We start from the raw sequence: 23644 nt of genomic DNA, 5'->3' as shown, positions 1-23644 counted from the left end.
AATCGACCCATTTACCAGACCATGTCGACCTGCCGTTCGAACGTGCGATATCCGGCACGGGCGAAAGCCGCGGCCATCGGCGTGTTCCCGACATCGGTCGCGGCACGCACCCGGGGCACTCCCTGATCGGCGAGAATCCGGGTGCCCTCGGCCAACAGATCGTCGATCAACCCCCGGCCACGGAACTCGGGAACCACCGCGATATAGGCGATGATCGGGTTGTAGCCGTTGTGCGCCGGAATGACGAACCCAGCCGGCACACCATCGTTGTCGACGGCGACCCGCCACCACTCCCGCGGGCTCGGATAACGCTCCAACTCGGTGCGGTACTGCTCCTCGGCGCACTCCCGCGGGCTCATCCGGGTCAGTTCATCCCGGCTGTGCGCGTCGAGACTGCCCTCGAGCACACGGGTCATCAAACCGATCAATTCCCCTTCGTCGTACGGGGGACGGAAGCTCACGCGCCCGGAGGCATCGCGGATCGGCGTCCCCGGCTCCCAGTGCAGGCGCAGGCGCTCGACGAACAGTTTCGCCCCGCACGCCTCCAGCACCCGCATCCAGGTGCCACCGTCCGAGCGCTGCCAATCCGGCGCGACGAACCGGGTGAACTCCGGAGCCGGATCCGGCAGAGCCGCACGGACCAGACTCACCCCGTCGTCGAAGTGCCCCTCGGCCACATCGAGGATGTCCATGACCAGCGGATGCTCATCCCCCGGCCGGGACCACCAGGCGGCCCGGGCGGTGACCCGATCGCCTCGCAGAGCAAGCCAGAGCCACTCCGGCCGACGACGCCGATCAGCGAGATCCTTGGCGATCTCGGAGTTGAGAACGTACGGAAAAGAGTTGAAGGAGTCCATGTCCTCAGGCATGACGACAGGACGAATGGTCAATGGTGTCAAGGCGTTCTCCGTAAGAGATGCGCCCACGCCACAGCCCGAACCGGCAGGATCAGCCGAGTCCCGGACCGAGGGCGAGCACGGTGAACTGACAGAACATCGCAGCCCTCCTTCCAACTAGACGGGCGCTCATTGAACCAGCCCCTTCACCCACCCACCACCGGTTTACCGTCCCGTCGGATCGGTCTCCCGAGTTCGGGAACCGAGATACCGCCGCCGACGAGGTCGTGCCCGCCCTCCTCAGTGACGTCGCCGGCCCACCTCTCGGCATCGTCGACCGGCAGGTAGCCGATCGACCGTCCACCCGCCTCCGACCACCACCGCCGGGTGTTGGCGGAAACTCCCCAGACGACCCGCCACCCAGTAGCGGTCAGCGATGCCTCCACAAGCCGTGCCATGTCATCCGGCGAGATCCACACCGACAGGTCCCGGCTGGTGGCCGGCCGCTCCGCACACTTCCCGATCCGCAGACAGACGACATGCATCCCGTACCGGTCGTGGTAGAGCCGCCCGAGCCCTTCCACCGCCGCCTTGCTCCAGCCGTAGTAGCCATCCGCCCGAGCCCTCACATCATCCGGCAGCCCACCGCCGCCGACGCCCTTTCCCGGCAACTCACCAAGTCCAGCCCGACCGGCCGCAGCCCATCCGGTTTGATCCTGGGACGGTGTTTCCGGCTCGATTCGGGGCCGGGGCTGCAAGCCGGCAGCGTGGTTGCTGGATGCCAGGATCACCCGGGGAACTCCGGCACGATGTGCCGCCGCCAGCACCCGCTCGGTCCCGCCCACATTGACCGCGAGCAACTCGTCGAACGACGCCTCACCAGGGATCCCACCCAGATGCAGGATCGCATCGGCGCCCCGGGCTGCCCGTTCCACGGCTACTCCGTCGGTGACGTCGAGCCGGTCGACTCCGTCCTCGCCGCGTAGGTCGGTGAGCCGTAACTCGTGGTGCCCCAGCCGGTCCCGGAGCATCCGCCCGATCCGCCCGGAGGCCCCGGTCATCAGAATCACCGCCATGCCCCTGAACTGCCCCTTCCTTCGTTCCTGAACCCCTCCCCCGCCTCTGGACCTCGGCCGGCGCCTTCCCGAAAGGTCGGCACCCCAGGCCCGAAAGGTCGGCGCCCCGGTGGTGGCCCGGTCGACCCGGATCCTGGCGGCTCGCAGCCGTTCGGGCGAAGGCCACCGGTCACCGGAACCCGATGTACCTCAGCCAGGATCCCCGAGGTCAGGCCGTGGCTGGTCGGCCTCCGGAACGTTCGGCGCCGATTCCCGCGGTGACGACCAAGGCGATTCCGGCCAAGGCCGTCCAGGCCGGGACCTGGTGCAGCAGGAGGAAACCGATGACCACGGCGATGGCGGGTTCCAGGCTCATCAGCGTGCCGAAAGCGGCGGTCGTCAGGCGGCGCAGCGCCAGGAACTCCAGGACGAACGGGATCACCGGCAGCAACACCGCCAGGACCAGCCCGAAGGCCAGGATCTCCGGGGTCAGCCTGGTGAAGGCCTGCGGACCACCGAACAACGCAAGGCCCACCGTCGACGTCAATCCCGCCACCGGCATCGAGATCGCCAAGCCACGGATGCCGTTGCTCTCGTCACCGACCCGCTGGGTGAGCAGGATGTATCCGGCCCAGCAGAGCGCCGCACCGAGCGCGAAGGCGACACCGACCGGATCCGTTCCGCCGTGCCACGGCGCGGTCAGCAGCAGCACCCCGACCGCGGCCACCAGCGGCCAGCGCACCATCCGGCCACGAACGACGGCCACCCCGAGCGGGCCCAGGAACTCCAGGGCACTCGCCGTACCCAGCGGGAGCCGGGCCACCGCGGACATGAAGAGCATCGTCATGGTTCCGGTGACCACGCCGAGAGCGACCACCGACATCAGGTTGGCCGGGGTGAACTCGGGCAGCCGCGGCCGCACCAGCAGGAACAGGATGACGCCCGCCCACGCCAGCCGGAGCCAGGCCGATCCGGCGGCGCCGATCTGATCCACCAGCCCGACGGAGACGGCGAGGCCGAGCTGCACGCAGGTCATGGCGGCGACGGCGAGAGCCGCTCCGGTGCGGGCGCTGGTCCGGGGAGCTGAGGCGGTGAGGAACATGCCCGCCAGTAGAAGGCCGCTCCACCGTTCGTGTCCACGTGATGATGCTGGACATACCCTTCGCGATTGCTTAACAATTGGGGCATGGACGTGCGCCGCCTGGAGACTCTGCTCATGCTGTCTCGACTGGGATCGATGCGAGCGGTCGCCGAGGAGACGCACACCACCACGTCGACCGTGTCCCAGCAGATCGCGACACTGGCCCGGGAGGCAGGAACGCCCCTGATCGAGCCGGAGGGCAGGCGGGTGCGGCTGACTCCGGCCGGCCGCCGGCTCGCCGAGCACGCGGTGACGATCCTCGCCGCGCTGGAGGCGGCCCGCCTCGACCTGGATCCGTCGGCGGAGCCCGCCGGAACCCTGCGGGTCGCCGGTTTCGGAACAGCGATCCGCCGGTCCCTGATGCCGGCCATGGCCCGGCTGGCCGTCGATCACCCGGGCGTACGGGTCCGGATCCTCGAGCACGAACCGGCCGAGGCCCTGTCCCGGCTCGCCGCGGACGACATCGATCTGGCCCTGACCTACGACTTCAACCTGGCCCCGGCCCCACTGGACCGCACCGTGGTCACTCAGCTGTTGTGGTCCGCCGAGTGGGCTCTCGGCGTGCCCGCCGCGGATCCGCGGGAGGCCGCCCCGGCCCCGGAGGTGTTCGCCCGCTACCGCGATCACGACTGGATGGTGAACTCGCGAGGAGCCGACGACGAGCAGGTCGTCCGGACGATCGCCTCGATGGCCGGCTTCGACCCGCTGATCACCCACCGGGCGGACAGCCTGGCCCTGCTGCAGGACCTGATCGTCGCCGGCCTCGGAGTGGGCCTGCTGCCTGCCGACCAGGAGACCCTCCCCGGCGTACAGCTGCTGCCTTTGAAAGATCCTTCCCCTCGCCTGCGAACCTACGCCGTGGTCCGCGCCGGCCGGACCGGCTGGCCACCCCTGGCCCTACTGCTGAACCTGCTCCGAACCAACTCCGCATAGCCGCCACCCCACACTCCGGCCCCAGCCCTCAGCCCCCTGCCCGATCCCAGTCACGGTCCCGGCGCCAGTCCCAGTCCCGGTCTCGGTCTTGGTCTCGGTCTTGGTCTCGGTCTCGGTCTCGGTCTCGGTCTCGGTCTCGGTCTCGGTCTCGGTCTCGGTCTCGGTCTTGGTCTTGGTCTCGATCTTGGTCTCGATCTTGGTCTTGGTCTCGGTCTCGGTCCCAGGACCAGGCCTGGTCCTGGCCCCAACCCCGATCCCGGTCCCTGAGAACCTCAGGCCTCTGAGCCGCACCACCGGCCCCTGTCTTCAAGGCCCTGTGCTTTCACCCGAACCCCGCGCCCGCGGGCCGGCGCCTGTGCCTGTGCCTGTACCTGGTCAGCCATAGCCGGGACCGAGCTCGGGGCCTGGATCGGCGGGCGGTGCTGCGGGCTTTCGGGGCTGACCGGTTGCCTCCCGGACCGCCGGGGCGATCTCTGACGCCCACCTTGCGAGAGTGGTGGCGTCGGGTGTGCCGCCGCTCGGTGAGAACAGGATGAAACCGGACGCGCCGTGGTCGAGGACCGCGGTGGTCAACTCCTCGATCCACTGGGCCGGGGAGCCGCCGGTCCACCTGCCGTCGCGGTCCCGGGGAGCTGGCAGTGGCCGCTCGGTGATCAGGCCGGGCAAATTGAACACGTCACGGATGTCCCGCGGAGCACGCCCCACAGCGGCCGCCGCCTGGTCGATGACCGGGCGTGAGGAACGGTATCGCTCGCTGAGCCAGTCGGCGGCGTGACCGGGGATCCAGCCGTCGGCGACCCGACCCGTCACGGCCAGCGACCGCCGGCCGACCGAACCGGTCCAGATCTCGGGGGTGGGCACCGGGGCAGGCTCGATACCGCTCACGGAGTAGTGCCGGCCCTGGTGAGTGACCGGTGGGCCGCCGCCGGACAGCTTCCGGATCAGGACCATCGCCTCCTCGAACGCGTCCACGGCATCGCCCGGAGTCAGCCGTGGCACGCCCATGTCGGTGATGCGATCCCACAGGCCGCCGGCGCCCATGCCGAGTTTCACCCGGCCACCGGAGAGTGCGGACAGTGACGTCACGGTCCGGGCCAGCAGCGGGGCAGGGCGGGTCGGCAGGTTGGTGACGTTGACGAACGCCGCGAGCCGCTCGGTGCGGCCGAGGACGAAGGCGATGGTGGCGTAGGCGTCCAGCCGGGCGCCGAGATAGGGATGATCCGACAGGGAGAGCAGGTCGAGCCCGGCCCGGTCGGCGAACCGGGCGAGACTCAACAGCTCGGGGCCCTCGCTGATCTCACTGTGTGCGCCGAATCCGAAGACCGTTCTCGTGTCCATGGGTCGAGCTTGCTCCGGTCACCGTCCTGGTAGGAGGCCGCCGTTCTAGTGGTATCAACAGGGACACCTTCGCGGGTGGTGGCGTTGCTACGGTCGACAGGTGAGCGACAACGAACTCGGACTCTTCCTGCGAACCCGCCGGGCGGCGATCACCCCGGCCGAGGTCGGGCTGCCGGTCGCCCCACGCCGGCGGGCCAAGGGTCTGCTGAGGTCCGAGGTCGCGGCGCTCGCCCGGGTGAGTGTGGAGTATGTGACACGGCTGGAGCAGGGCCGCGATCGACGGCCGTCGCCACAGATCCTGGCCGGGCTCGCGGACGCGCTGCGGCTGTCGGCGAGTGAGCGCGCGCATCTGCTGCGGCTGACGAAGGTCTCCGATCCGGGTTTCCACTGCCTGGGTGTCAGGCGCCCGGCACGCACGGTCCGGCCGACGGTCCGGGCGTTGATCGACCGGATGGAGCCCTCACCGGTCGTGCTGTTGAACAGGCTCGGTGACGTGCTGGCGTTCACCGGGGCGTATGAGAGGTTGATGGCTCCGATCGGGTTGCTGGAGCCGGCCCGGCCGAACCTGCCACGGTTCGTGCTGACCGATGACCGGGCGCGTAAGGCCTATCCCGACTGGGAGCGGATCGCCGACGAGGAGGTGGCGGCATTGAAACAGGGCCCGTTCCGGGCCGACCCGCACATCGCGGCACTGGCCGACGAGCTGACCTTGACGGCGGGCGAGGCCTTCACCCGCCGGGTCGACACGGTCCCCGGGATGGCCGGCGCCAACGGCGTGATCAGGCTGGCGCATCCCACGGTGGGCGATCTGAACCTGGCTTACGAGGTTCTCGACCTACCCGCCGACGACGACCAGCGACTGATCGTCCACCTGCCGGCAGACCCGGCAACGGAGACCGCCCTCGAACGTCTCCGCCCACAACAGATCCACCTCCTGGCCGGCTGACCGGCCCGCTCAAGAGGGACCAGCTCCCTGCTCCGGTCCCGAGAAGCCCAGGGCAGGCCGGGCGACGCGGTGGGCCGGCGGAAGGGCGGCGGCCTGGGGACGCCGGTCGGTGGCTAGGCAGTTGAGGACTGGCCGGGGGCCGGTTGGTGGGTGGCCGGTCAAGGACTGGCCGGGGGCCGGTTGGCGGGCAGGCAGTCGAGGACTGGTCGGGGTCGGTTGGTGGGTGGCCGGTCAAAGGCTGACCGGGGGTCGGTTGGTGTGTAGGCAGTTGAGGAGTTGGTGGGTAGGCAGTTGCGGACTGGTTGGGGGTCAGTGGGGGCTTGTCTTGATTTGGGCGGTGGGCCAGTTCGCTTCTCGGATGGTTTCCAGGATTCTGGCGATGCCCTCCTCGTCCTGGCGGTCGACGAACAGGACGCCGTCCAAGTGGTCGGTTTCGTGTTGGACGCAGCGGGCCAGCAGGCCCTTGCCCACGATCTGGACCGGGTCGCCGTGTTTGGTGACGCCCTTGGCCACCACGTTCAGGCGGCGCTTGGTGTCCAGGTAGATGCCGGGGATCGAGAGGCAGCCCTCGGGGCCGTTCTGTTCCTCCTCGTCGGGGAACTCCAAGCCTGGGTTGATCAAGTGGTCCAGTTTCAGGTCGTTGCCCGGCAGGTCCGGGTTGATGGCGAACAGGCGCAGTCCGACTCCGATTTGTGGGGCCGCCAGACCTGCGCCGCCTGACGCCGTCAAGGTCTCGTTCAGGTCGTCCACCAGCTTGGCCAGTTCGGCGTCGAAAACGGTTACCGGGGCTGCTACCTCGCGCAGCACCGGGTCTCCGATCTTCCGGATCGGGATGACAGTCATCGGGTACCTCCGTCGTCGCTGGCCAATCGGTGGGTGCGGCAGGATCCGGGCGACCTGTGGTTCTCGAGGGTCACCGAACGCCGATCACCGGCGAGTGTGGACTCTACCGACCCGGCCGCAGGGATCCGGGAAGCCGGACCGGGACAAAACGACGTAACGGGCCGGGGACAGGCGGCGGTGTGGCGGGGAGGGCGTCAGGGTGTGGGTTCGAAAGTGAAGTAGACCGAGAGCATGAACGGCTCCGGCTCGTCGTGCATCCAGTTCCAGGAGACGTCTACCAGGAAGACCTGGTTGGCGGCTATCCAGGTCTGGGCCTTGCCGAAGACCTCGGCTGCGGTGTCGGCGGTGAAGATTCGGCGCGCTACCGGGTGGACCTGGCCGTCCTCGTCGGTGGAGTCGTCGAAGTCTTCGGGGACGTCCAAGGTGTAGTCGGAGGTCATACGGCGGGACTCTGCCAGACCGGCGCAAATCATGGACGAAACCGGAACACCGGCCCCGGCCGGAAGCGGTCGTGGAGAGCGATGGAACAGGCGAAGGCAGGGCACACCGGCCTTCCCCGTGCGGGGCCGGTGTGCCCTGCCCGGCACGGGGAAGATCAACGGGACGCTGATCCCGCGGCGATCCAGGACGTCAACGAAAGAGGTCGACGAAGAGGCGTTCAAAGAGGGCGATGAAAGCCCAGAAGGGCGATCAAAGAAGGCGCTGAACGCCCAGAAGGGCGATCAAAGCCCAGATGGACGATGAACGAGGGTGCCGAACGCCCGGGTCAGTTGGCGGTCGGGAACTGCAGGGACGCGTCGGGGGTGGTGGTCTGGTGCGGCCAGCGGGACGTGACCACCTTGCCGCGGGTGTAGAAGTTGATGCCTTCCGGACCGTGGATGTGGTGGTCGCCGAAGAGGGAGTCCTTCCAGCCGCCGAAGCTGTAGTACGCCATCGGCACCGGAATCGGCACGTTGATGCCGATCATGCCGACGCGGACGCCACGCTGGAAGCGACGTGCAGCCTCCCCACTGCTGGTGAAGATGGCGGTGCCGTTGCCGTAGGGGTTGCTGTTGATCAGCGCGATCGCCGAGTCCACGTCGTCGGCACGGACGACTGACAGCACCGGCCCGAAGATCTCCTCGGTGTACACGTCCATCGACGTGGTGACCTGGTCGATGACCGTGGGGCCGACGAAGAAGCCCTTCTCGAACCCGTCCACGCGCAGGCCACGCCCGTCGGTGAGGACCTTAGCGCCCTGCGCCTCGCCCGAGCTGATCAGGCTCTCGATCCGCTGCTGGGCGGCCGCGGTGACGACCGGCCCCATCTCGCTGCGCGGGTCGCGGCCGGAGCCGACGACGACGCTCTCGGCCCGCTGCCGGACCAGTTCGGTGATCCGGTCGCCGGCGTCCCCGACGGCGACGGCGGCGGAGATGGCCATGCAGCGCTCACCGGCGGAGCCGAACGCGGCGGCGGACAGCTGGTCGGCGGCGAACGACAGGTCCGCGTCGGGCAGGATGATGGCGTGGTTCTTGGCGCCGCCGAGGGCCTGCACCCGCTTGCCGTTGGCGGTGGCCCGCCCGTGGATGTATTTGGCGATCGGCGTGGACCCGACGAACGAGATGGCGGCCACGTCGGGGTGGTCGATCAGCGCGTCCACGGCCAGCTTGTCGCCGTGCAGGACGGTGAAGACGCCGTCCGGCAGCCCGGCCTGCTTCCACAACTCGGCGACCAGGTTGGCGGCCGACGGGTCACGCTCGGACGGCTTGTGCACGAACGTGTTGCCGCAGGCGATGGCGACCGGGTGCATCCACATCGGGACCATGACCGGGAAGTTGAACGGCGTGATGCCGGCGACGACACCGAGCGGCTCGCGGAAGCTGAACACGTCGACGCCGGTGGACGCCTGGTCCGAGTAGGAGCCTTTGAGCAGCTGCGGGATGCCGCAGGCGAACTCGATGACCTCGAGGCCGCGCTGGACCTCACCGGCGGCGTCGGAGAGCACCTTGCCGTGCTCGTCGCTGATCGCCTCGGCGAGCCGGCCGATGTTGTCGTGCACGAGCTGCCGGAACGCGAACAGCACCTTGGTGCGCTTGCTCAGCGAGGCCTGGCTCCAGGTCTCGAACGCGGTCTTCGCCGAGGCGACGGCGGCGTCCACGTCCTCCTGGGCGGCGAGGACCACCTCGTGCTGCTGCTCGCCGGTGGCCGGGTTGAAGACCGCGCCGCGCCGGGTACCTGACCCGGCAACCGAACCGCCGTCGATCCAATGTTCGATGGTTGCCATGACGGCGTCCCTTTCTAGAGGTGGTGGCGCTGCTGGCGCCGGTGCTGCAGGTAGGTGGCGTAGGCGGCGGCGGTGCTGTCGAGGGTGGAGACCTCGCTGACCGGCACGTCCCACCAGGATTCGCTGTCCGGGGCGTGGATCAGCGGGTCGGTCTCGACGTGGATGAGGATCGGCCCGCCGTCGGCGGGGGCGTCCTTGGCGGTGCGGATGGCCTTGGCGAGTTCGTCGCGGCTGTGCACCTCGATGACGGTGACGCCGAGGCTGCGGGCGTTGGCGGCCAGGTCGACGGGCAGGGTGTCGCCGTCGAGCCGGTGCGAGTCGGTGCCGCGGAACCGGTATCTGGTGCCGAAGCGCTGTGAGCCGAGGCTTTCCGACAGCGAGCCGATGGAGTGGAAGCCGTGGTTCTGCACCAGGACCACGACCACCTTCACCCTTTCCTGTACGGCGGTGACCAGCTCGGTCGGCATCATGAGGTAGCCACCGTCGCCGAGCATGGCGAACACGTCGCGGGTCTCGTCGGCGAGCCGGATCCCGATCGAGGCGGGCACCTCGTAACCCATGCACGAGTAGCCGTATTCGACGTGGTAGCCGCGCCGGTCCCGCACCCGCCACAGTTTGTGCAGGTCACCGGGCATCGACCCGGCGGCGCAGAGCACCACGTCGCGGGGGTCGGTCAACTCGTTGACCAGGCCGAGCACGGTGCCCTGGGTGAGTTTTCCGGGCGCCAGAGCGTCGGTGACCTCGGATCCGGGCTGGTACGCGGATTCCACCGCGGCATCCCAGACGGCCCACAGCCGGCCCTGTTCGGCACGGTAGGCGGCGTCGACGCTCCACCCGTCGAGGGCCGCGGTGAGGTCTTCGAGGGCTTCCCGCGCGTCGGCCACGACGGCCAGCCCGGACTGCTTGCCCGCGTCGAAGTTCGCCACGTTGACGTTGATGAACCGTACGCCGGCGGCCTGGAATGCGGTCCTTGACGCCGTGGTGAAGTCGCTCCACCGGGTGCCGATCCCGATGATCAGGTCGGCTTCCCGGGCGAGGGCGTTGGCGGCGGTGGTGCCGGTCGAGCCGACCGCGCCCATCAGCTGCGGGTGCCCGTGCAGCAGCGAGCCCTTGCCGGCCTGCGACTCGCCGACCGGGATGCCGGTGGCCTCGCAGAACGCCGCCAGGGCGTCCTCGGCGCCGGAGTAGTGCACCCCACCACCGGCGACGATCATCGGCCGGCGGGCGCCGCGGATCAGGTCGGCGGCCGCCTGGATCCGGGACTTCTCGGCGGGCGGGCGGGCCACGTGCCAGGTGCGGTCGGCGAACAGCTCGACCGGCCAGTCGTACGCCTCGGCCTGCACGTCCTGGGGCAGGGAGAGGGTGACCGCGCCGGTCTGCGCCGGGTCGGTGAGCACCCGCATCGCGCTGAGCAGCGCCGACGGCAGCTGTTCGGCCCGGGAGACCCGGTCGAAGTAGGTGGACAGCGGCCGGAACGCGTCGTTGACGGTGACGTCACCGGCGGCGAAGTTCTCCAGCTCCTGCAGCACCGGGGCGGAGCGCCGGGTGGCGAACGTGCCGGACGGCAGCAGCAGGACCGGGATCCGGTTGATGGTGGCGAGCGCGGCGCCGGTCAGCATGTTGGTGGAGCCGGGCCCGACCGAGGCGGTGCACACCCAGGTCTGCAGGCGGTCCTTCTGCCGGGCGTACCCGACGGCGGTGTGCACCATCGCCTGCTCGTTGCGGGCCAGCACGTACGGCAGGCCCGGTGTCTCCCCCGCCGCCAGGGCGGAGGTCTCCTGCTGCAGCAGCGCCTGACCGATTCCGGCCACGTTGCCGTGACCGAAGATGCCCAGGGCACCGGCGAACAGCTTCTGTGTGACGCCGTCGCGTTCCGAGTACTGATGGGCGAGGAACTCCACCGTGGCCTGGGCAACGGTCAGGCTCACCGTCTCACTCATGCTGGTTCATCTCCGAAGGGCAGTCGCGGATCGATGTGCTGGTCCGTCCAGGTGTCGCGGACCCAGCCGTGGCTGGGGTCGTCGCAGATCAGCCAGGCGCGGCCCTCGCCGGGGCCGGCCATGACGTTCAGGTAGTACAGGTCGTAGCCGGGCGCGGCCATCGCCGGGCCGTGCCAGCCGTGCGGGACGAGAACCACGTCGCCGGTGCGGACCTCGGCGAACACGTCGATCGGCCGCTCGTCGGTGCCGTAGACCCGCTGGTACCCGACCGGGTCGGCGCCGGGCACCTCGCGGCCGCCCTCGACCCGGGTCTCGAAGTAGTAGATCTCCTCGAGTTCGGCCTCCTGGCCGGGGCGTTCCTCGTCGTGTTTGTGCGGCGGGTAGGAGCTCCAGTTCCCGGCCGGGGTGAGCACCTCGCAGACGATGATCCCGGCGGCGTCGAGCACGCCGGGGACGCCGAAGTTGCGCACCTCGCGGGAGGCGATCCCGGCGCCGCGCATCTCCACCGGCACATCAGCGGCCCGCAGGTGGGCGAACTTCTGCGCGGCGGCGCCGACAGCGACGGGGGCACTGCAGATGGCGATACGGGCGCCGGCCGGGCCGGTGAGACGCAACTTCCATCCGGCGGGAACGTAGGCGACATCGGTCGGTCCGGCCCAGACGTCCACACGACCGGCCAGGTCGGCGGTATGAAGAACGCCCGATTCATCAAAAGCCTCAACAAGACAACCGCCGTTGAGCGGTACGACCACCAACTCGGTGTCAACAAGTTCGAGTTCAGCGGATACAACAGAAACGAGCGTGACGATCCGCAGGCCGGTGTGCTCCCAGCCGTCGGTCCGCTCGTCGATGACGACGTCGAATCCGTCCGCGGCGGCCGATCCCAGCGGCCGGACCCACTCGCTCACGGGTGCACCAGCCCGGCGGCGATGTCCACGGCGGCGGCCACGTCGCCGCCCGGCGGGTAGAGCAGCGCCCGCCCCACGATCAGTCCCCGGACCGCGTTCAACTTCAAAGCCTCACCCCACGAGTCGTACGTGTCGTCCGGGTCGCCCTGGGGGTCGCCGCCGAGCAGCAGCGACGGGAGGGTGGTCGATTCCATGACCCGTTCCAGCTCGTCCACCACCGGCAGCTTGAGCCAGGTGTAGGCGCTGGTGGCGCCGAGGCCGGAGGCGACGGCGATGGACTTGATCGTGCTCTCCGCGTCGAGCCGGTGCTTGATCGCGCCGGTGGTGGCGTCCCGCTCGGACCAGAACGGCTCGATCATCGCGATCAGCTTGTGGGCGGCGAGCGCGTCCACCGCCTTGGCGCTGGCCTCGATGGTAGCGAGGCTGCCGGGGTCGTCCAGGCTGATCCGGGTGAGCATCTTGCCGCCGTCCATGCCGGCGGCGGCGATCTCGTCGGCGGTGTGGCCGGTGAACCGGTCGTCGAACTCGAAGCTGGCGCCCTGCAGGCCGCCGCGGTTCATCGAGCCGAACACCACCTTGCCGTCCAGGGCGCCCATCAGCAGCAGGTCGTCGAGGATGTCGGCGGTGCCGAGCACGCCGTCGACGCCGGGCCGGGACAGCGCGGTGGCGAGCCGGTCGAGCAGGTCTCGGCGGCTGCCCATGGCCAGGCGGTCGCCGCGGACCCCGAGGGCGCCGCGGGCCGGGTGGTCGGCGGCCACGATCAGCAGCCGGCCGTCGGCGCCGAGCAGGTCCCGGCGGGTGCGGGTGGTCCACGCCTCGGGGATGCGTTCCGGCTGTCGGGCCCGGATCTCGGTCAGGTCGATCATCGCTCAGGCGTCCTTCTCGTTCAGGGCGGCGCGCACCTCGGACTCCGTCGGCATCGCGGTGGAGCATTCGAGCTTTCCGGCGACCAGGGCTCCGGCGACGTTCGCGAACGTGATGATGTCGCGCAGGTCCCAGCCGGCCAGCAGGCCGTGCACCAGGGCGCCGCCGAAGGCGTCGCCGGCGCCGAGGCCGTTGACCACGTTCACCGGGTGCGGCGGTACGACGACCCGCTCGTCGCGGGTGGCGGCGAGCACGCCCTTCGGGCCCTGCTTGACGATGACCAGTTCCAGGCCCCGTTCGAGCAGGGCGTCGGCGGCCCGGTCGGGTTCGGTCTCGCCGACCGCGACCTGGCACTCCTCACGGTTGCCGACGGCGACGGTGACGTGGTCGAGGGCTTTGCCGACCTCGGCGGAGGCCTCGGCCGGGTCGGCCCAGAACATCGGCCGGTAGTCGAGGTCGAGCACGGTGTGGGTGGCGCGGCCGCGGGCGGCCCAGGCGGCGTGGTGCGCGGCCCGGGACGGCTCCTGGGACAGGCCGGTGACGGTGGCCCAGTAGATCTTCGCCCGGCGGATCGCTTCGAGGGGCAACTCGTCCGCCTCGATCAGCAGGTCGGGGGCGATCGGGTAGCGGTAGAAGTAGAGCGGGAAGTCGTCCGGCGGGTGGACCTCGCAGAACGTCACGGGGGTGGGCGGGCCGGCCACCGTGGCGATGAACCGCGGGTCGACGCCGAGCCGCTCGGCCTCGCGCCGCACGTACCGGCCGAAGGCGTCCTCGCCGGTCCGCGTGATCAGGGCGCTGTCGCGTCCGTAGCGGGCCGCGGCGACGGCGACGTTGGTCGCGCTGCCGCCGAGGAACTTCTCGAACGTCTTCACGTCCTCCAGGGCCACACCGTGGTCGAGGGGGTAGATGTCGACGCCGGTGCGGCCGATCGCGACGAGGTCGAAGACCTGTTCGCTCTCAGTGCCGGTCACGCTCACGGTGGCTCCGTCCGGTTGTTTCGCTGACGTTTTCTGCTGCTGACAACTTCGCCCCGAGACCGAACGGGGTCAAGACTTTGTCAGGACATTCTTACCAATGGAGGTTCTGGTCACAGGGTGAACGCGGAACGGAACCGCTCCAGGGCACGGTCGCTGCCGGCGGTCCCGGGTTCGGAGGCCCACGCCTCCAGCGCCACCGTGCCGTCGTAACCGCTGTCGGCGAGGACCCGCGCCAGGTAGTCCCAGCGCACCTCGCCGGTCAGCGGCTCGCAGCGGCCCGGCACGTCGGCGACCTGCACCTCACCGAGGTAGGGGGCGCTGCGGCGGATCACCTCGGCGAGGTTCCCCTCCCCGATCTGGGCGTGGTAGAGATCCAGGTTCATCCGCAGGTGTGCGCTGCCGACCGCGGCCACCAGGGCCAGGGTGTCGGCGGCGCGGGCGAACGGAACCCCGGGGTGGTCCACCTCGAGGTTGAGGTTCTCGATGACGAAGGTCACGCCGTGCTGCTCACCGAGGGTGGCGATCCGTTCCAGGGTGCGGACCGCCGCTACCCAATCGGCGCCACTGGTCACCGGATGAGGCCGGACCGGCAGACCACCCTCGCCCAGGCCGGTGCCGTGCAGGTTGAGCCCCAGACTCCCGATCCTGCGGGCGAACTCGATCGAGTCGGCCGCCGTCCGGAGCAGGTCGTCGGCGCCCTCGGGAGTGATCAGGTCGCCGGTGACGTAACCGGTCATCGAGGTGAAGGTCGCGCCGGTGGCCGCCAGGGCGTCGGCGTCCTTGTCGGTCCAGCCCCAGATCTCGGCGGCGAATCCGGCGTCCTTGATCCGGCGTACCCGATCGAGGTGGGGAAGATCCAGAAAGACCATCTCCGAACAGATCGCCAGCGTGAAGCTCATCGGGCCACCGCCACACGGCCGCCGCTGGTCATCGAGTCGATGCAGGCCTGGGCGATGGCGTAGGCGGCCCACGCGTCGTCGCCGGTGACCGCGGCCGGGCGCTTCTCCTGGATGGCGCGGCAGAACTCGGCCAGTTCGCCGGTGTAGGAGCCGATCATCAGGTCGGTGTCGCTGCGGGAGGTGAACGCGGCACGGCCGGCGATGTCGTGCAGGCGCAGCGCGGTGGTCGCGCCCTCCCCCATGGTCACCATGCCGCCGGAGCCGAAGATCTCACCCCGGACGTCATAGCCGTACGCCGCCGCGAAGCTGGCCTCGGCGATGGCGATCGCGCCGTTGGAGTAGCGGATCACCACGACCGCGGTGTCCAGGTGACCGGACTCCCGGTGCCCCGGCGCGATCAGCGCGTCGGCGGTGGCCAGTACGTCGACCGCGTGTGCGCCCGGGTTCAGCCAGTTCAGCGTGTCGAAGTCGTGGATCAGGGTCTGGGTGAAGATGGTCCAGAGCGGGACTGATCCGGGGTCGGCCGGGCCGGTGCCGGGGTCGCGGGTCAGCGAGCGCATCAGCTGCACCTCGCCGATCCGGCCGCCGGTGATCAGCTCGTGGGCGGCGGCGAAGTCGGCGGCGAACCGCCTGTTGAAGCCGACCTGGAACACCACGCCGGCGTCGGCGGTGGCGGTGCGGGCCGCGTCGATCTCGGCCAGCGACAGACCGGCCGGCTTCTCGCAGAAGACGTGTTTGCCGGCCGCCGCGGCGGTGGTGATCAGGTCGTGGTGGGCGGTGGTGGCCGCGGCGACCACCACGGCGTCCACCGCCGGGTCGGCCAGGACGTCGTCGACCGAGGTCAGCGCGGTGGCGCCGAGCGGGCCGGCGACCAGGTCGGCGGCGCCGGGCCGCGGGTCCACGACGGCGACCAGGTCGGCCTCGGGAACCCGGCGGGCCAGGACCTCGGCGTGCGAGGCGCCGATGCGCCCGGCGCCGATCAGGGCTACACGAACTGGCATGAGGACTGCTCCTTACAGGGTGACCCAGCGCCGTTCGCGCGTGGAGAGCTGCATGGCGTCGACGGTCTGTGCCGCGATCAGGGCGTCGTGCACGGTGGCGCCGACCGGTTTGCCGGTGCCGATCGACTCGACCAGCCGGTACGCCTCGATCACCTTGAGGTCGTCGTAGCTCATCGGGTTGGCCGCGCCCGGCTGGAACGCGCCGAGTTCACCGTGGGCGGGGCTGGTCCGCAGGGTGGCGTACTGCGCGTCCTGGACGTCCTGGTCCAGGCACACCCGCAGCTCGCCCATCCGCTGGTAGTTCCAGGAGATCGCGCCCTCGGTGCCGTGCACCTCGATGCCGTAGTTGTTCTGGTCGCCGACCTCGGTCCGGCTGGACTCCAGGGTGGCCCGGGAGCCGTCGGCCAGGCGCAGCAGCGCGGAGACGTAGTCCTCGTTCTCCACCGGCAGGCGCGGTCCGTCGGCGCCCCGGCTGAAGTGCGAGGCCGCGCCGACCGCGGCGGGCCGTTCGGGGATGAACGTGGCGGTGTCGACCACCAGCTCGGACAGGTCGCCGACGACGTAGCGGACCAGGTCGACGGCGTGGCTGACCAGGTCGCCGAGGACACCGGAGCCGGCGTACTCGTTCTGGAAGCGCCAGGTCAGCGCCCCGTCCGGGTGGGCCGAGTAGTCGGAGCAGAACTTGACGGCGGTGTGCTCGATCCGCCCGAGACGACCGGAGCGGACCAACTGGCGGGCGTGTTCGACGGCCGGCACGTTGCGGTAGTTGAACCCGGCCGCGGCCTGCACCCCGGCCGCCGTGACGGCCGCCGCGATCTCCGCGGTCTCGGCCGAGGTCCGCCCGGCCGGCTTCTCCACCCACAGGTGCTTGCCGGCCCGGGCGGCGGCCACCGCCACGTCGCGGTGGATGAAGTTGGGGCCGGTCACGCAGACCACGTCGACGCCGTCGCGGGCGATCAGGTCCCGCCAGTCGGTCAGCTGGTGCTCGAACCCGAAGGCCGCGGCGGCCTGCTGGCTGCGGTCGTCGGTGGCGGTGTCGGCCACCGCGACGAAACGCGGCCGGAACGGGGCGTCCGGGTAGTGCTGCAGCAGCCGGCTGAACGCCCGGGCGTGCACCTTGCCCATCCAGCCGAACCCGACGACGCCGATCCCGAGTTCCGGTTTGGCGGCTGTCACTTCAGGTCCTCCTTGAGTTCGCTGACGACCGCGGAGTCCGCGCCCATCGACCGCTCCAGCTCGTGGGCCAGGGCCTCCAGCTCGGCGCCACCGGCCATCATCGAGACCAGCTCGTCCATCGGCAGGTCGGCCTTGGCGAAGTCGCCCAGGCTCTTACCGCGGCGCAGCAGCATGAACCGGTCACCGACCGGGTGCGCGTGGTGCGGGTTGTGGGTGATGAAGACGACGCCCAGGCCACGGTCGCGGGCCTTGGCGATGTACTTGAGGACCACGCCGGACTGCTTGACGCCCAGGGCCGCGGTCGGTTCGTCGAGGATCAGCACCCGCGCGCCGAAGTAGACGGCCCGGGCGATCGCCACACACTGCCGCTCACCGCCGGAGAGGGTGCCGATCGGCTGGTCGACGTCGCGCAGGTCGATGCCCATCGCGGCGAGTTCGGTCTTGGTGGTCTTCTTCATGAAGTCGACGTCGAGGCGCTTGAGCGGGCCCTTGCCCTTGGTGGCCTCGCTGCCGAGGAAGAAGTTGCGCCAGACCGGCATCAGCGGTACGACGGCCAGGTCCTGGTAGACGGTGGCGATCCCGGCGTCGAGCGCCTCGCGGGGGCTGCTGAAATGGCGCTCCTGCCCGTCGACGAGCAGTTCGCCGTCGGTGTGCGCGTGCGACCCGGCGAGGATCTTGATGAAGGTGGACTTGCCGGCGCCGTTGTCGCCGAGCACGCAGGTCACCTCACCGGCCCGCACCGTCGTGCTGACGTCGCTGAGGGCGATGATGTTGCCGTACCGCTTGCCGATCTTGCGGACCTCGACGAGGGTGTCCATGTTCTTCGAATCCTGTTCGGTCATCGGGACTGCTCCGCTCTGCGCCGGACCCACTCGTTGAGCAGCACCGCGCCCAGCAGCATCGCGCCGAGGAAGGTCTTCAGCCAGTTGCTGTCCCAGCCGGAGTAGACGATGCCCTGGTTGACCATGCCGTAGATCAGGGCGCCGAAGGTGGCGCCGATCGCCGAGCCGTACCCGCCGGTCAGCAGGCAGCCGCCGACCACGGCGCAGATGATGTAGATGAACTCCTGGCCGACACCCGTGTTGGCCTGCACGGTCGAGGTGCGGAACAGGGTGAGCATGCCGACCAGCCAGCCGGCCGCGGCGGTGGTCATGAACAGGCCGATCTTGGCCTTGAACACCGGGACGCCGACCTGGCGCGCCGACTGCTGGGCGCCGCCGAGGGCGAAGATCCAGTTGCCGACCCGGGTCCGCATCAGGATCCAGGTGGCGATCGCGGTCACGCCGACCCACCAGAACACCGAGGCGTAGACCGAGCCGTTCTCGCCCCAGGTGAAGGCCGAGCCGAACAGGGTCCGCGGCTGGTCGTAGTAGGGCACCTTGGCCATGCCCTGGATGGCGACCTGGCCGATCAGCGCCTTGGTGCCGGCCAGGTTGACGCCCTGCAGGACGAAGAAGGTGCCGAGGGTGACGATGAAGCTGGGCAGCCCGGTCTTCATCACCAGGAAGCCGTTGAGCGCGCCGATCGCGAGGGCCAGCACCAGCGCGACCAGGATGGCCACCCAGATGTTCAGGCCGTACTCGGTGCACAGGATGCCGACCAGCAGGCCGGTGAAGCCGGTCATCGCGCCGGCCGAGAGGTCGAACTCGCCGCCGATCATCAGCAGCGCCACGGCGACGGCCATGATGCCGATCGTCGAGGAACCCAGGAGCCAGGTGCTGGATCCACCGGAGGTGGCGAACGCGTCGGTGGTGAGAGCGAACCACAGGAAGATGACGATGGCGGCGACCATCGCCCCGCTCTCGGGTCTCTTCAGAACCTTGGAGATCTTCGACGAGCCGCTTATGCGCTCGTCGGCCGCCGTTGCTGTCGACATGTGCCGAACTACTCCTCGCTGGATGACGCCGGGGGGTGAGAGGGGTGCGCGGGCCGGGTGCGCGGGTGGTCGCACCCGGCCCGGGCTGTCAGCGGGTGCCCTTGGCGGCGAACTCGGCGACCTGGGCCGCGTTGTCCTTGGTGACGAAGGCCGGGCCGGAGTTGATCGGCTGGCCGCCGCCGACGTCGTTGCCGTTGATCGACTTCAGGTAGAGGGTGGTGACGCCGAGGAAGCCCTGGACGTAGGGCTGCTGGTCGACGGCGAACGAGATCTTGCCGCTCTCGATGTTGGTGACGACGTCCTCGGACAGGTCGAAGGTGGCGACCTTGGCCTTGCTGCCGGACTCGCCGACCGCGTTCACGGCGTCGATCGCGTACTGGCCGCCGAGGGCGAGCACGGTGTCGATGCTCGGGTCGGCCTGCAGCTTCGAGGTGACCGAGGCCTGGACCGCGGCGTCGTCGGTGCCGTCCACCTGCAGGTTCTCCATCGCGCCGAAGGCCGTGGCGGCAGCCTTGCAGCGCTCCTCCAGGCCGACGTTGCCGGCTTCCTGGATCACGCAGATCGCCTTCTTGCCACCCTCGGCCTTGAGCCGGGCGCCGACCGCCTCACCGGCGATGGCCTCACTCTGGCCGATGTGCGTGATCGCCCCGAAGTCCTTGAACTTGTCCAGGCCGGAGTTGATGGTGACGACCGGGATGCCGGCGGCGACGGCCTTCTTGACGCTCTCCTCGAGACCGTCCGGGTTCGCCATCGAGACCACGATGCCGTTGACCTTGCTGGCCACCGCCGAGTCGATCAGCTGGGACTGCTTGGCCGGGTCGGGGTCGTTGTTGTACTGGACCGTCGCGCCGTAGTCCGCCCCGGCCTTCTCGGCGCCGGACTTGACCCGGTCCCAGAAGGCGTCGCCGGGGCCCGAGTGGGTGATCACGGCGTACGTCAGGCCGCTGTTCTTGGTTCCGCCGGTCGTGGTGGTGGCGCTGTCCTCCTCCTTGCCGGTGCCGCTGCACGCGGCCAGGACGGAGCCGACGAGCACGGCCGCGCCGAGGGTTCCCAGAATGCGGTGCTTCTTCATATGTGCGTTCCTTTTCGTCAGAGAGAACATCGTTGAATTCTCCAATGGAGGTGGAACTAAGCGAGCGCGTCCTCCACGAACGCCAGGCAGCGGCGTACGTCGGCGATCGGGCCCTCGCCACCCGGCTCGCCGTCCTTGAGCATCAGGTCCTGCTCCAGCACGTACCAGCCCTGGTACCCGGCGTTCTCCAGCGAATTGATCATGGCACGGACGTCGACCGATCCCTCGCCGAGGACCGTCCACATACCATCGGCGACCGCGTCCGAGAAGGAGATCTCACCGGCCACCACCCGGGCCGCCTTGGCCGCGTCCACGTCCTTGAGGTGCACGTGCTTGACCCGGGACGGGTTGGCCAGGGTGATCGCGACCGGGTCGGCGCCGGCCGCCACCAGGTGCCCGGTGTCGACGCAGAGGCCGATGTGCGAGCCGTCCAGCACCCGCTGCACGTCGGCGGCGTTCTCCACCATCGTGCCCATGTGCGGGTGGATCACGGCGAGCAGGCCGCGCCCGGCGACGTGGTCGGCGATCCGGTCCAGGTTGCCCAGCAGGGTCTTCCACTGCGACTCGTCGAGGGTGGGGCGCACGTCGTAGCCGTCCAGGCCGGTGATCGCGGCGAGCACCACCACTCCGGCGTCGGCGGCCAGGCAGGCCTCGACGAAGACGTCCACCTCCGGGAGCGGGTCGTGTCCCGGGTCGTGCAGGACCACGGGCAGGAAACCACCGACACCCCGGAGGCCGTACGACCGGAGCACGGCGGCCTTCTCCTCGGGCGAGTCCGGCAGGAACCCGTCCGGGCCGAACTCGGTGGCCGTCAGGCCCAGGCTCCGCATGTCCGCCAGAACACGCTCGGCGGGCATCTGGTAGCCCCAGTTCGGCACCTCGCACACGCCCCAGGAGATGGGTGCTCCGGCGATCCGGTCTGCGACCATCGTGGTCCCTTCCGCTCAATACTTTGTCGTGACAAACTCGTTTCGGTGAGATGAACTGTGCGGCCCGTCACACGATCATGTCAATAGTTTGTCAGGACATTAAGACGTTGACCGGTGAGGAGGTAGATTCGGACCGTGAGCCTCCCCCCTCCCGTCATACTCGACCGAGCCAGCCCCGTTCCGCTGTATTTCCAGGTAGCAGAACAATTCGAACAGGCCATCGTCGATGGCAAGCTGCACCCCGGCGACCGGCTGGAGAACGAGATCGAGCTCGCCCGGCAGCTCGGGCTCTCCCGCCCCACCGTCCGGCAGGCCATCCAGCTGCTCGTCGACAAAGGGATGCTGGTGCGCAAACGCGGCGTCGGCACCCAGGTGGTCCACGGCCAGGTCCGCCGCCCCCTGGAGCTGACCAGCCTCTTCGACGACCTCAGCGGCACCGGCCAGGGCCCCCGCAGCCGGATCCTGCGCCTGACCAGGATCCCCGCCGACGCCAAGCTCTCGCACGCCCTGCGCACCGCCCCCGGCCACGAGCTGTGGGCCCTGGAACGGCTGCGCCTGATCGGCGACGACCCCCTGGCCATCCTGCGCAACTGGCTGCGCACCGACATCGTCGACCTGAGCGCGTTCGACCTGGAGAACGAGGGTCTCTACGGGTCGATGCGCCGCGCCAACGTCTCGATGTCCCTGGCCCGCCAGCGCATCGGTTCCCGCCGCGCCACCGCCGACGAGGCGGAGCTGCTCAACGAGGAGCCCGGCGCCCCGCTGCTGACCATGGAACGCACCGCGTACGACAACGAGGGCCGGGTGGTCGAGTTCGGCCACCACGTCTACCGCCCGGACCTCTACGAGTTCGAGATGACCCTGCTGCAGAAATGACGACGGTCCGCCCCAGGAAAGGGCGGACCGCGTCGCTCGTTGTGGCTAACGCCAGGTGTCGGTCAAGGTCAGCCGGCCGCTGGACGGGACCGTGGCGGTTCGGTTGGCGCCTGATTCCCAGGTCACGGTGCCGTCGGCGTTCTTGCGGATGTACTTGTACTCGAAGGTGGTTCCCGCTGGCAGGGACACCGTGCCGGTCCACACCGGATAGCTCGCCGAGGACAGGGCCACCGCGCTCGCCGGGGCCCAGTTGCCCAGGACGGCCTGGTTGCCGGTGACGAAGATGTTCTGGCCGACGGTGGTCGTCGCGGTCACGTTGAACGACGTACCCGACACCGGGTCGGGGGCGGTGGTGCCTCCGGTGGCTCCGACGTGCAGGGCCACCGCGTCACCCGCGGCGATGGTGGCGGTGAACTGGCCGGATCCGTTGACCGTGTACGTGGTTCCGGTGCAGCCGCCGGAGACCGGGTCGCCGTGCTGGACGTCGCAGTACGTGCCGGCCGGCAGGGACGTCTGGAAGGTGCGGGTCAGCGCGCTGCCCTCGTGGTTGATCGCCACGTAGCCCTTGCTGCCCCGGCCGAAGGCGATCTGGTCGGCGCCGTTGGTCCACCAGTTGGTGACGGCGGTGCCGGCGACGGTGTTGCGGAAGCCGACCATGTTGCCGATCTGCCGCCACTTGTGCTGGCACTTCCAGCCGTCGCTGTAGCAGGCGTTCACGGTGCCGCCGTTGGGCGGGCCGGCGTCGTGGTCGGTGAACTCGTAGCCGGAGTTGACGTCCGGCGAACCGTACGGCCAGGCCAGGGTGAAGACCTGGGCGAGGGTGTACGCCGACCCGTTCTTGTAGCTGAGGGTGTCCCCACCACGTTCGGTGTCGTGGTTGTCGACGAACACGTTGGCCTGGTTACTGGGCAGGTAACCCCAGGAGGCGCCGAAGTTGGACAGGTAGGCGAGGTTCTCGTTCAGGAACACCCGCTTGAGGTCCCGGGCGAACCGGAACTCCTGCACGTCGCCGGTGCCGGTGTACTCGGTCGGCTGGACCGCCTCACCGGCGCCGAAGATGACCTCCTGCTTCCAGTAGGCGTTCGGGTTCGCCATCTTCGACTTGATCCCGGCCAGGTCGGCGGCGGCCATGTGCTTGGCGGCGTCGATCCGGAAGCCGTCCACACCCAGCGAGGCGAGGTCGTTCAGGTAGCCGGCGATCTTCCCGCGTACGTAATCGGTGGAGGTGTTGAGGTCGGAGAGGTTGACCAGCTCGCAGTCCTGGACGTTCGAGCGGTTGGTGTAGTCGCTGATCGCGGTGCGGCAGCCGTGGAAGTCGGCGTCGGAGTAGACGCCCGGGTAGTTGTACTTGGAGTACGACGTGCCGCCGGTGCCCGTACCGGAACCGGCGCTCATGTGGTTGATCACCGTGTCCGCGATGACCTTCACGCCGGCGTTGTGGCAGGTGTTCACCATGTTCGCGAACGCGGTCCGGTCACCCAGCCGCCCGGCGATCTTGTACGACACCGGTTGGTACGACGTCCACCACTGGGAGCCCTGAATGTGCTCCTGCGGCGGGGATACCTGCACGAAGCCGTATCCGAGCGGGCCGAGGGTGCTGGTGCACTCCCGGGCTATCGAGGCGAACGACCACTCGAACATGACGGCCGTGACGTCCTTGCCACCCGGGGGCGTGGCGTGGGCGGCGGGGCCGATGGCGCTGAGACCCAGCGCGAGAGTGGTGGCGGCCAGGATGCGGGTCAGTCGTCTGTCCACATCAACCTCCAGGGGA

General features: G+C 69.6%; 22 protein-coding genes. 3 read left to right on the top strand and 19 right to left on the bottom strand.

Features of this window, described 5'->3' with window-relative positions; genetic code table 11:
• Positions 1 to 11 precede the first annotated feature (11 nt).
• The 3 genes from Aco03nite_RS31500 to Aco03nite_RS31490 all read right to left on the bottom strand — a co-directional run bounded on the left by Aco03nite_RS31500 (position 12) and on the right by Aco03nite_RS31490 (position 2993).
• The gene (locus tag Aco03nite_RS31500; RefSeq protein ID WP_203801324.1) at positions 12 to 869 is read right to left on the bottom strand and encodes a GNAT family N-acetyltransferase; all 858 of its coding nucleotides are present in this window, start codon (positions 867 to 869) and stop codon (positions 12 to 14) included.
• A 173-nt stretch (positions 870 to 1042) separates the two neighbouring features.
• Complete coding sequence (locus Aco03nite_RS31495) at positions 1043 to 1912, bottom strand: NAD-dependent epimerase/dehydratase family protein (protein ID WP_203801322.1); 870 nt, start codon at positions 1910 to 1912, stop codon at positions 1043 to 1045.
• Positions 1913 to 2120: 208 nt separating this feature from the next.
• Positions 2121 to 2993, bottom strand: coding sequence for an EamA family transporter (locus tag Aco03nite_RS31490; RefSeq protein ID WP_203801320.1), 873 nt, complete (start codon positions 2991 to 2993; stop codon positions 2121 to 2123).
• 84 nt (positions 2994 to 3077) lie between these two features.
• Here Aco03nite_RS31490 and Aco03nite_RS31485 point away from each other — a divergent pair, with 84 nt between their 5' ends.
• Positions 3078 to 3965 (top strand): LysR family transcriptional regulator, encoded by an 888-nt coding sequence (locus Aco03nite_RS31485; protein WP_203801318.1) that lies wholly within the window; start codon positions 3078 to 3080, stop codon positions 3963 to 3965.
• Positions 3966 to 4340: 375 nt separating this feature from the next.
• Here Aco03nite_RS31485 and Aco03nite_RS31480 read toward each other — a convergent pair whose 3' ends face one another.
• Entirely contained in the window at positions 4341 to 5303 is a 963-nt protein-coding gene (locus tag Aco03nite_RS31480; RefSeq protein WP_203801316.1) for an LLM class flavin-dependent oxidoreductase, read from the bottom strand.
• 100 nt (positions 5304 to 5403) lie between these two features.
• On the opposite strand from Aco03nite_RS31480, the gene Aco03nite_RS31475 reads away from it, so the two are divergent.
• On the top strand, positions 5404 to 6249 hold the full coding sequence (locus Aco03nite_RS31475) for a helix-turn-helix transcriptional regulator (protein WP_203801314.1): 846 nt from the start codon (positions 5404 to 5406) through the stop codon (positions 6247 to 6249).
• A gap of 309 nt (positions 6250 to 6558) precedes the next feature.
• Here the strand turns inward: Aco03nite_RS31475 and def are convergent, their stop codons facing one another.
• From def to Aco03nite_RS31405, 14 genes are all read right to left on the bottom strand, one after another.
• A complete protein-coding gene (gene def / locus Aco03nite_RS31470) occupies positions 6559 to 7092 on the bottom strand; it encodes a peptide deformylase (protein ID WP_203801311.1) in 534 nt (177 codons plus the stop codon).
• Between the two features lie 194 nt (positions 7093 to 7286).
• A complete protein-coding gene (locus Aco03nite_RS31465) occupies positions 7287 to 7532 on the bottom strand; it encodes a hypothetical protein (RefSeq protein ID WP_203801308.1) in 246 nt (81 codons plus the stop codon).
• Between the two features lie 326 nt (positions 7533 to 7858).
• A complete protein-coding gene (locus Aco03nite_RS31460) occupies positions 7859 to 9355 on the bottom strand; it encodes a CoA-acylating methylmalonate-semialdehyde dehydrogenase (RefSeq protein ID WP_203801305.1) in 1497 nt (498 codons plus the stop codon).
• Positions 9356 to 9369: 14 nt separating this feature from the next.
• Positions 9370 to 11295, bottom strand: coding sequence for a 3D-(3,5/4)-trihydroxycyclohexane-1,2-dione acylhydrolase (decyclizing) (gene iolD, locus Aco03nite_RS31455; protein ID WP_239145601.1), 1926 nt, complete (start codon positions 11293 to 11295; stop codon positions 9370 to 9372).
• Positions 11292 to 12203, bottom strand: coding sequence for a 5-deoxy-glucuronate isomerase (gene iolB / locus Aco03nite_RS31450; RefSeq protein WP_203801302.1), 912 nt, complete (start codon positions 12201 to 12203; stop codon positions 11292 to 11294). The genes iolD and iolB overlap by 4 nt, the downstream gene beginning before the upstream one ends.
• Positions 12200 to 13069, bottom strand: a complete 870-nt coding sequence (locus Aco03nite_RS31445; RefSeq protein WP_203801300.1) for a Cgl0159 family (beta/alpha)8-fold protein — start codon at positions 13067 to 13069, stop codon at positions 12200 to 12202. Before Aco03nite_RS31445 ends, iolB begins: the two co-directional genes overlap by 4 nt.
• A gap of 3 nt (positions 13070 to 13072) precedes the next feature.
• Positions 13073 to 14038 carry a 5-dehydro-2-deoxygluconokinase gene (iolC, locus tag Aco03nite_RS31440; RefSeq protein WP_239145600.1) on the bottom strand — a complete coding sequence of 322 codons (966 nt, stop codon included), beginning with the start codon at positions 14036 to 14038 and terminating at the stop codon, positions 13073 to 13075.
• Between the two features lie 116 nt (positions 14039 to 14154).
• Positions 14155 to 14943 (bottom strand): TIM barrel protein, encoded by a 789-nt coding sequence (locus tag Aco03nite_RS31435; protein ID WP_203801298.1) that lies wholly within the window; start codon positions 14941 to 14943, stop codon positions 14155 to 14157.
• Positions 14940 to 15944, bottom strand: a complete 1005-nt coding sequence (locus Aco03nite_RS31430; RefSeq protein ID WP_203801297.1) for a Gfo/Idh/MocA family oxidoreductase — start codon at positions 15942 to 15944, stop codon at positions 14940 to 14942. Before Aco03nite_RS31430 ends, Aco03nite_RS31435 begins: the two co-directional genes overlap by 4 nt.
• A gap of 12 nt (positions 15945 to 15956) precedes the next feature.
• Positions 15957 to 17120 (bottom strand): Gfo/Idh/MocA family protein, encoded by a 1164-nt coding sequence (locus Aco03nite_RS31425; RefSeq protein ID WP_239145599.1) that lies wholly within the window; start codon positions 17118 to 17120, stop codon positions 15957 to 15959.
• Positions 17117 to 17962, bottom strand: a complete 846-nt coding sequence (locus tag Aco03nite_RS31420; RefSeq protein ID WP_239145598.1) for an ATP-binding cassette domain-containing protein — start codon at positions 17960 to 17962, stop codon at positions 17117 to 17119. Before Aco03nite_RS31420 ends, Aco03nite_RS31425 begins: the two co-directional genes overlap by 4 nt.
• Complete coding sequence (locus tag Aco03nite_RS31415; RefSeq protein ID WP_203801296.1) at positions 17959 to 18996, bottom strand: ABC transporter permease; 1038 nt, start codon at positions 18994 to 18996, stop codon at positions 17959 to 17961. The genes Aco03nite_RS31420 and Aco03nite_RS31415 overlap by 4 nt, the downstream gene beginning before the upstream one ends.
• Positions 18997 to 19084: 88 nt before the next feature.
• Entirely contained in the window at positions 19085 to 20068 is a 984-nt protein-coding gene (locus tag Aco03nite_RS31410; protein ID WP_203801295.1) for a sugar ABC transporter substrate-binding protein, read from the bottom strand.
• Between the two features lie 56 nt (positions 20069 to 20124).
• On the bottom strand, positions 20125 to 20997 hold the full coding sequence (locus Aco03nite_RS31405; RefSeq protein WP_203801294.1) for a TIM barrel protein: 873 nt from the start codon (positions 20995 to 20997) through the stop codon (positions 20125 to 20127).
• Between the two features lie 135 nt (positions 20998 to 21132).
• Here Aco03nite_RS31405 and Aco03nite_RS31400 point away from each other — a divergent pair, with 135 nt between their 5' ends.
• The gene (locus tag Aco03nite_RS31400; protein ID WP_203801292.1) at positions 21133 to 21873 is read left to right on the top strand and encodes a GntR family transcriptional regulator; all 741 of its coding nucleotides are present in this window, start codon (positions 21133 to 21135) and stop codon (positions 21871 to 21873) included.
• A gap of 45 nt (positions 21874 to 21918) precedes the next feature.
• Here Aco03nite_RS31400 and Aco03nite_RS31395 read toward each other — a convergent pair whose 3' ends face one another.
• Positions 21919 to 23628: a carbohydrate-binding module family 20 domain-containing protein gene (locus tag Aco03nite_RS31395; protein WP_239145597.1), complete on the bottom strand. Its 1710-nt coding sequence runs from the start codon at positions 23626 to 23628 to the stop codon at positions 21919 to 21921.
• Positions 23629 to 23644 lie beyond the last annotated feature (16 nt).

This window comes from Actinoplanes couchii, assembly GCF_016862075.1.
GTDB lineage: Bacteria > Actinomycetota > Actinomycetes > Mycobacteriales > Micromonosporaceae > Actinoplanes > Actinoplanes couchii.
The sequence above is the reverse complement of the archived record's forward strand: the minus strand, read 5'-3'. Positions and strand labels throughout refer to the sequence as shown.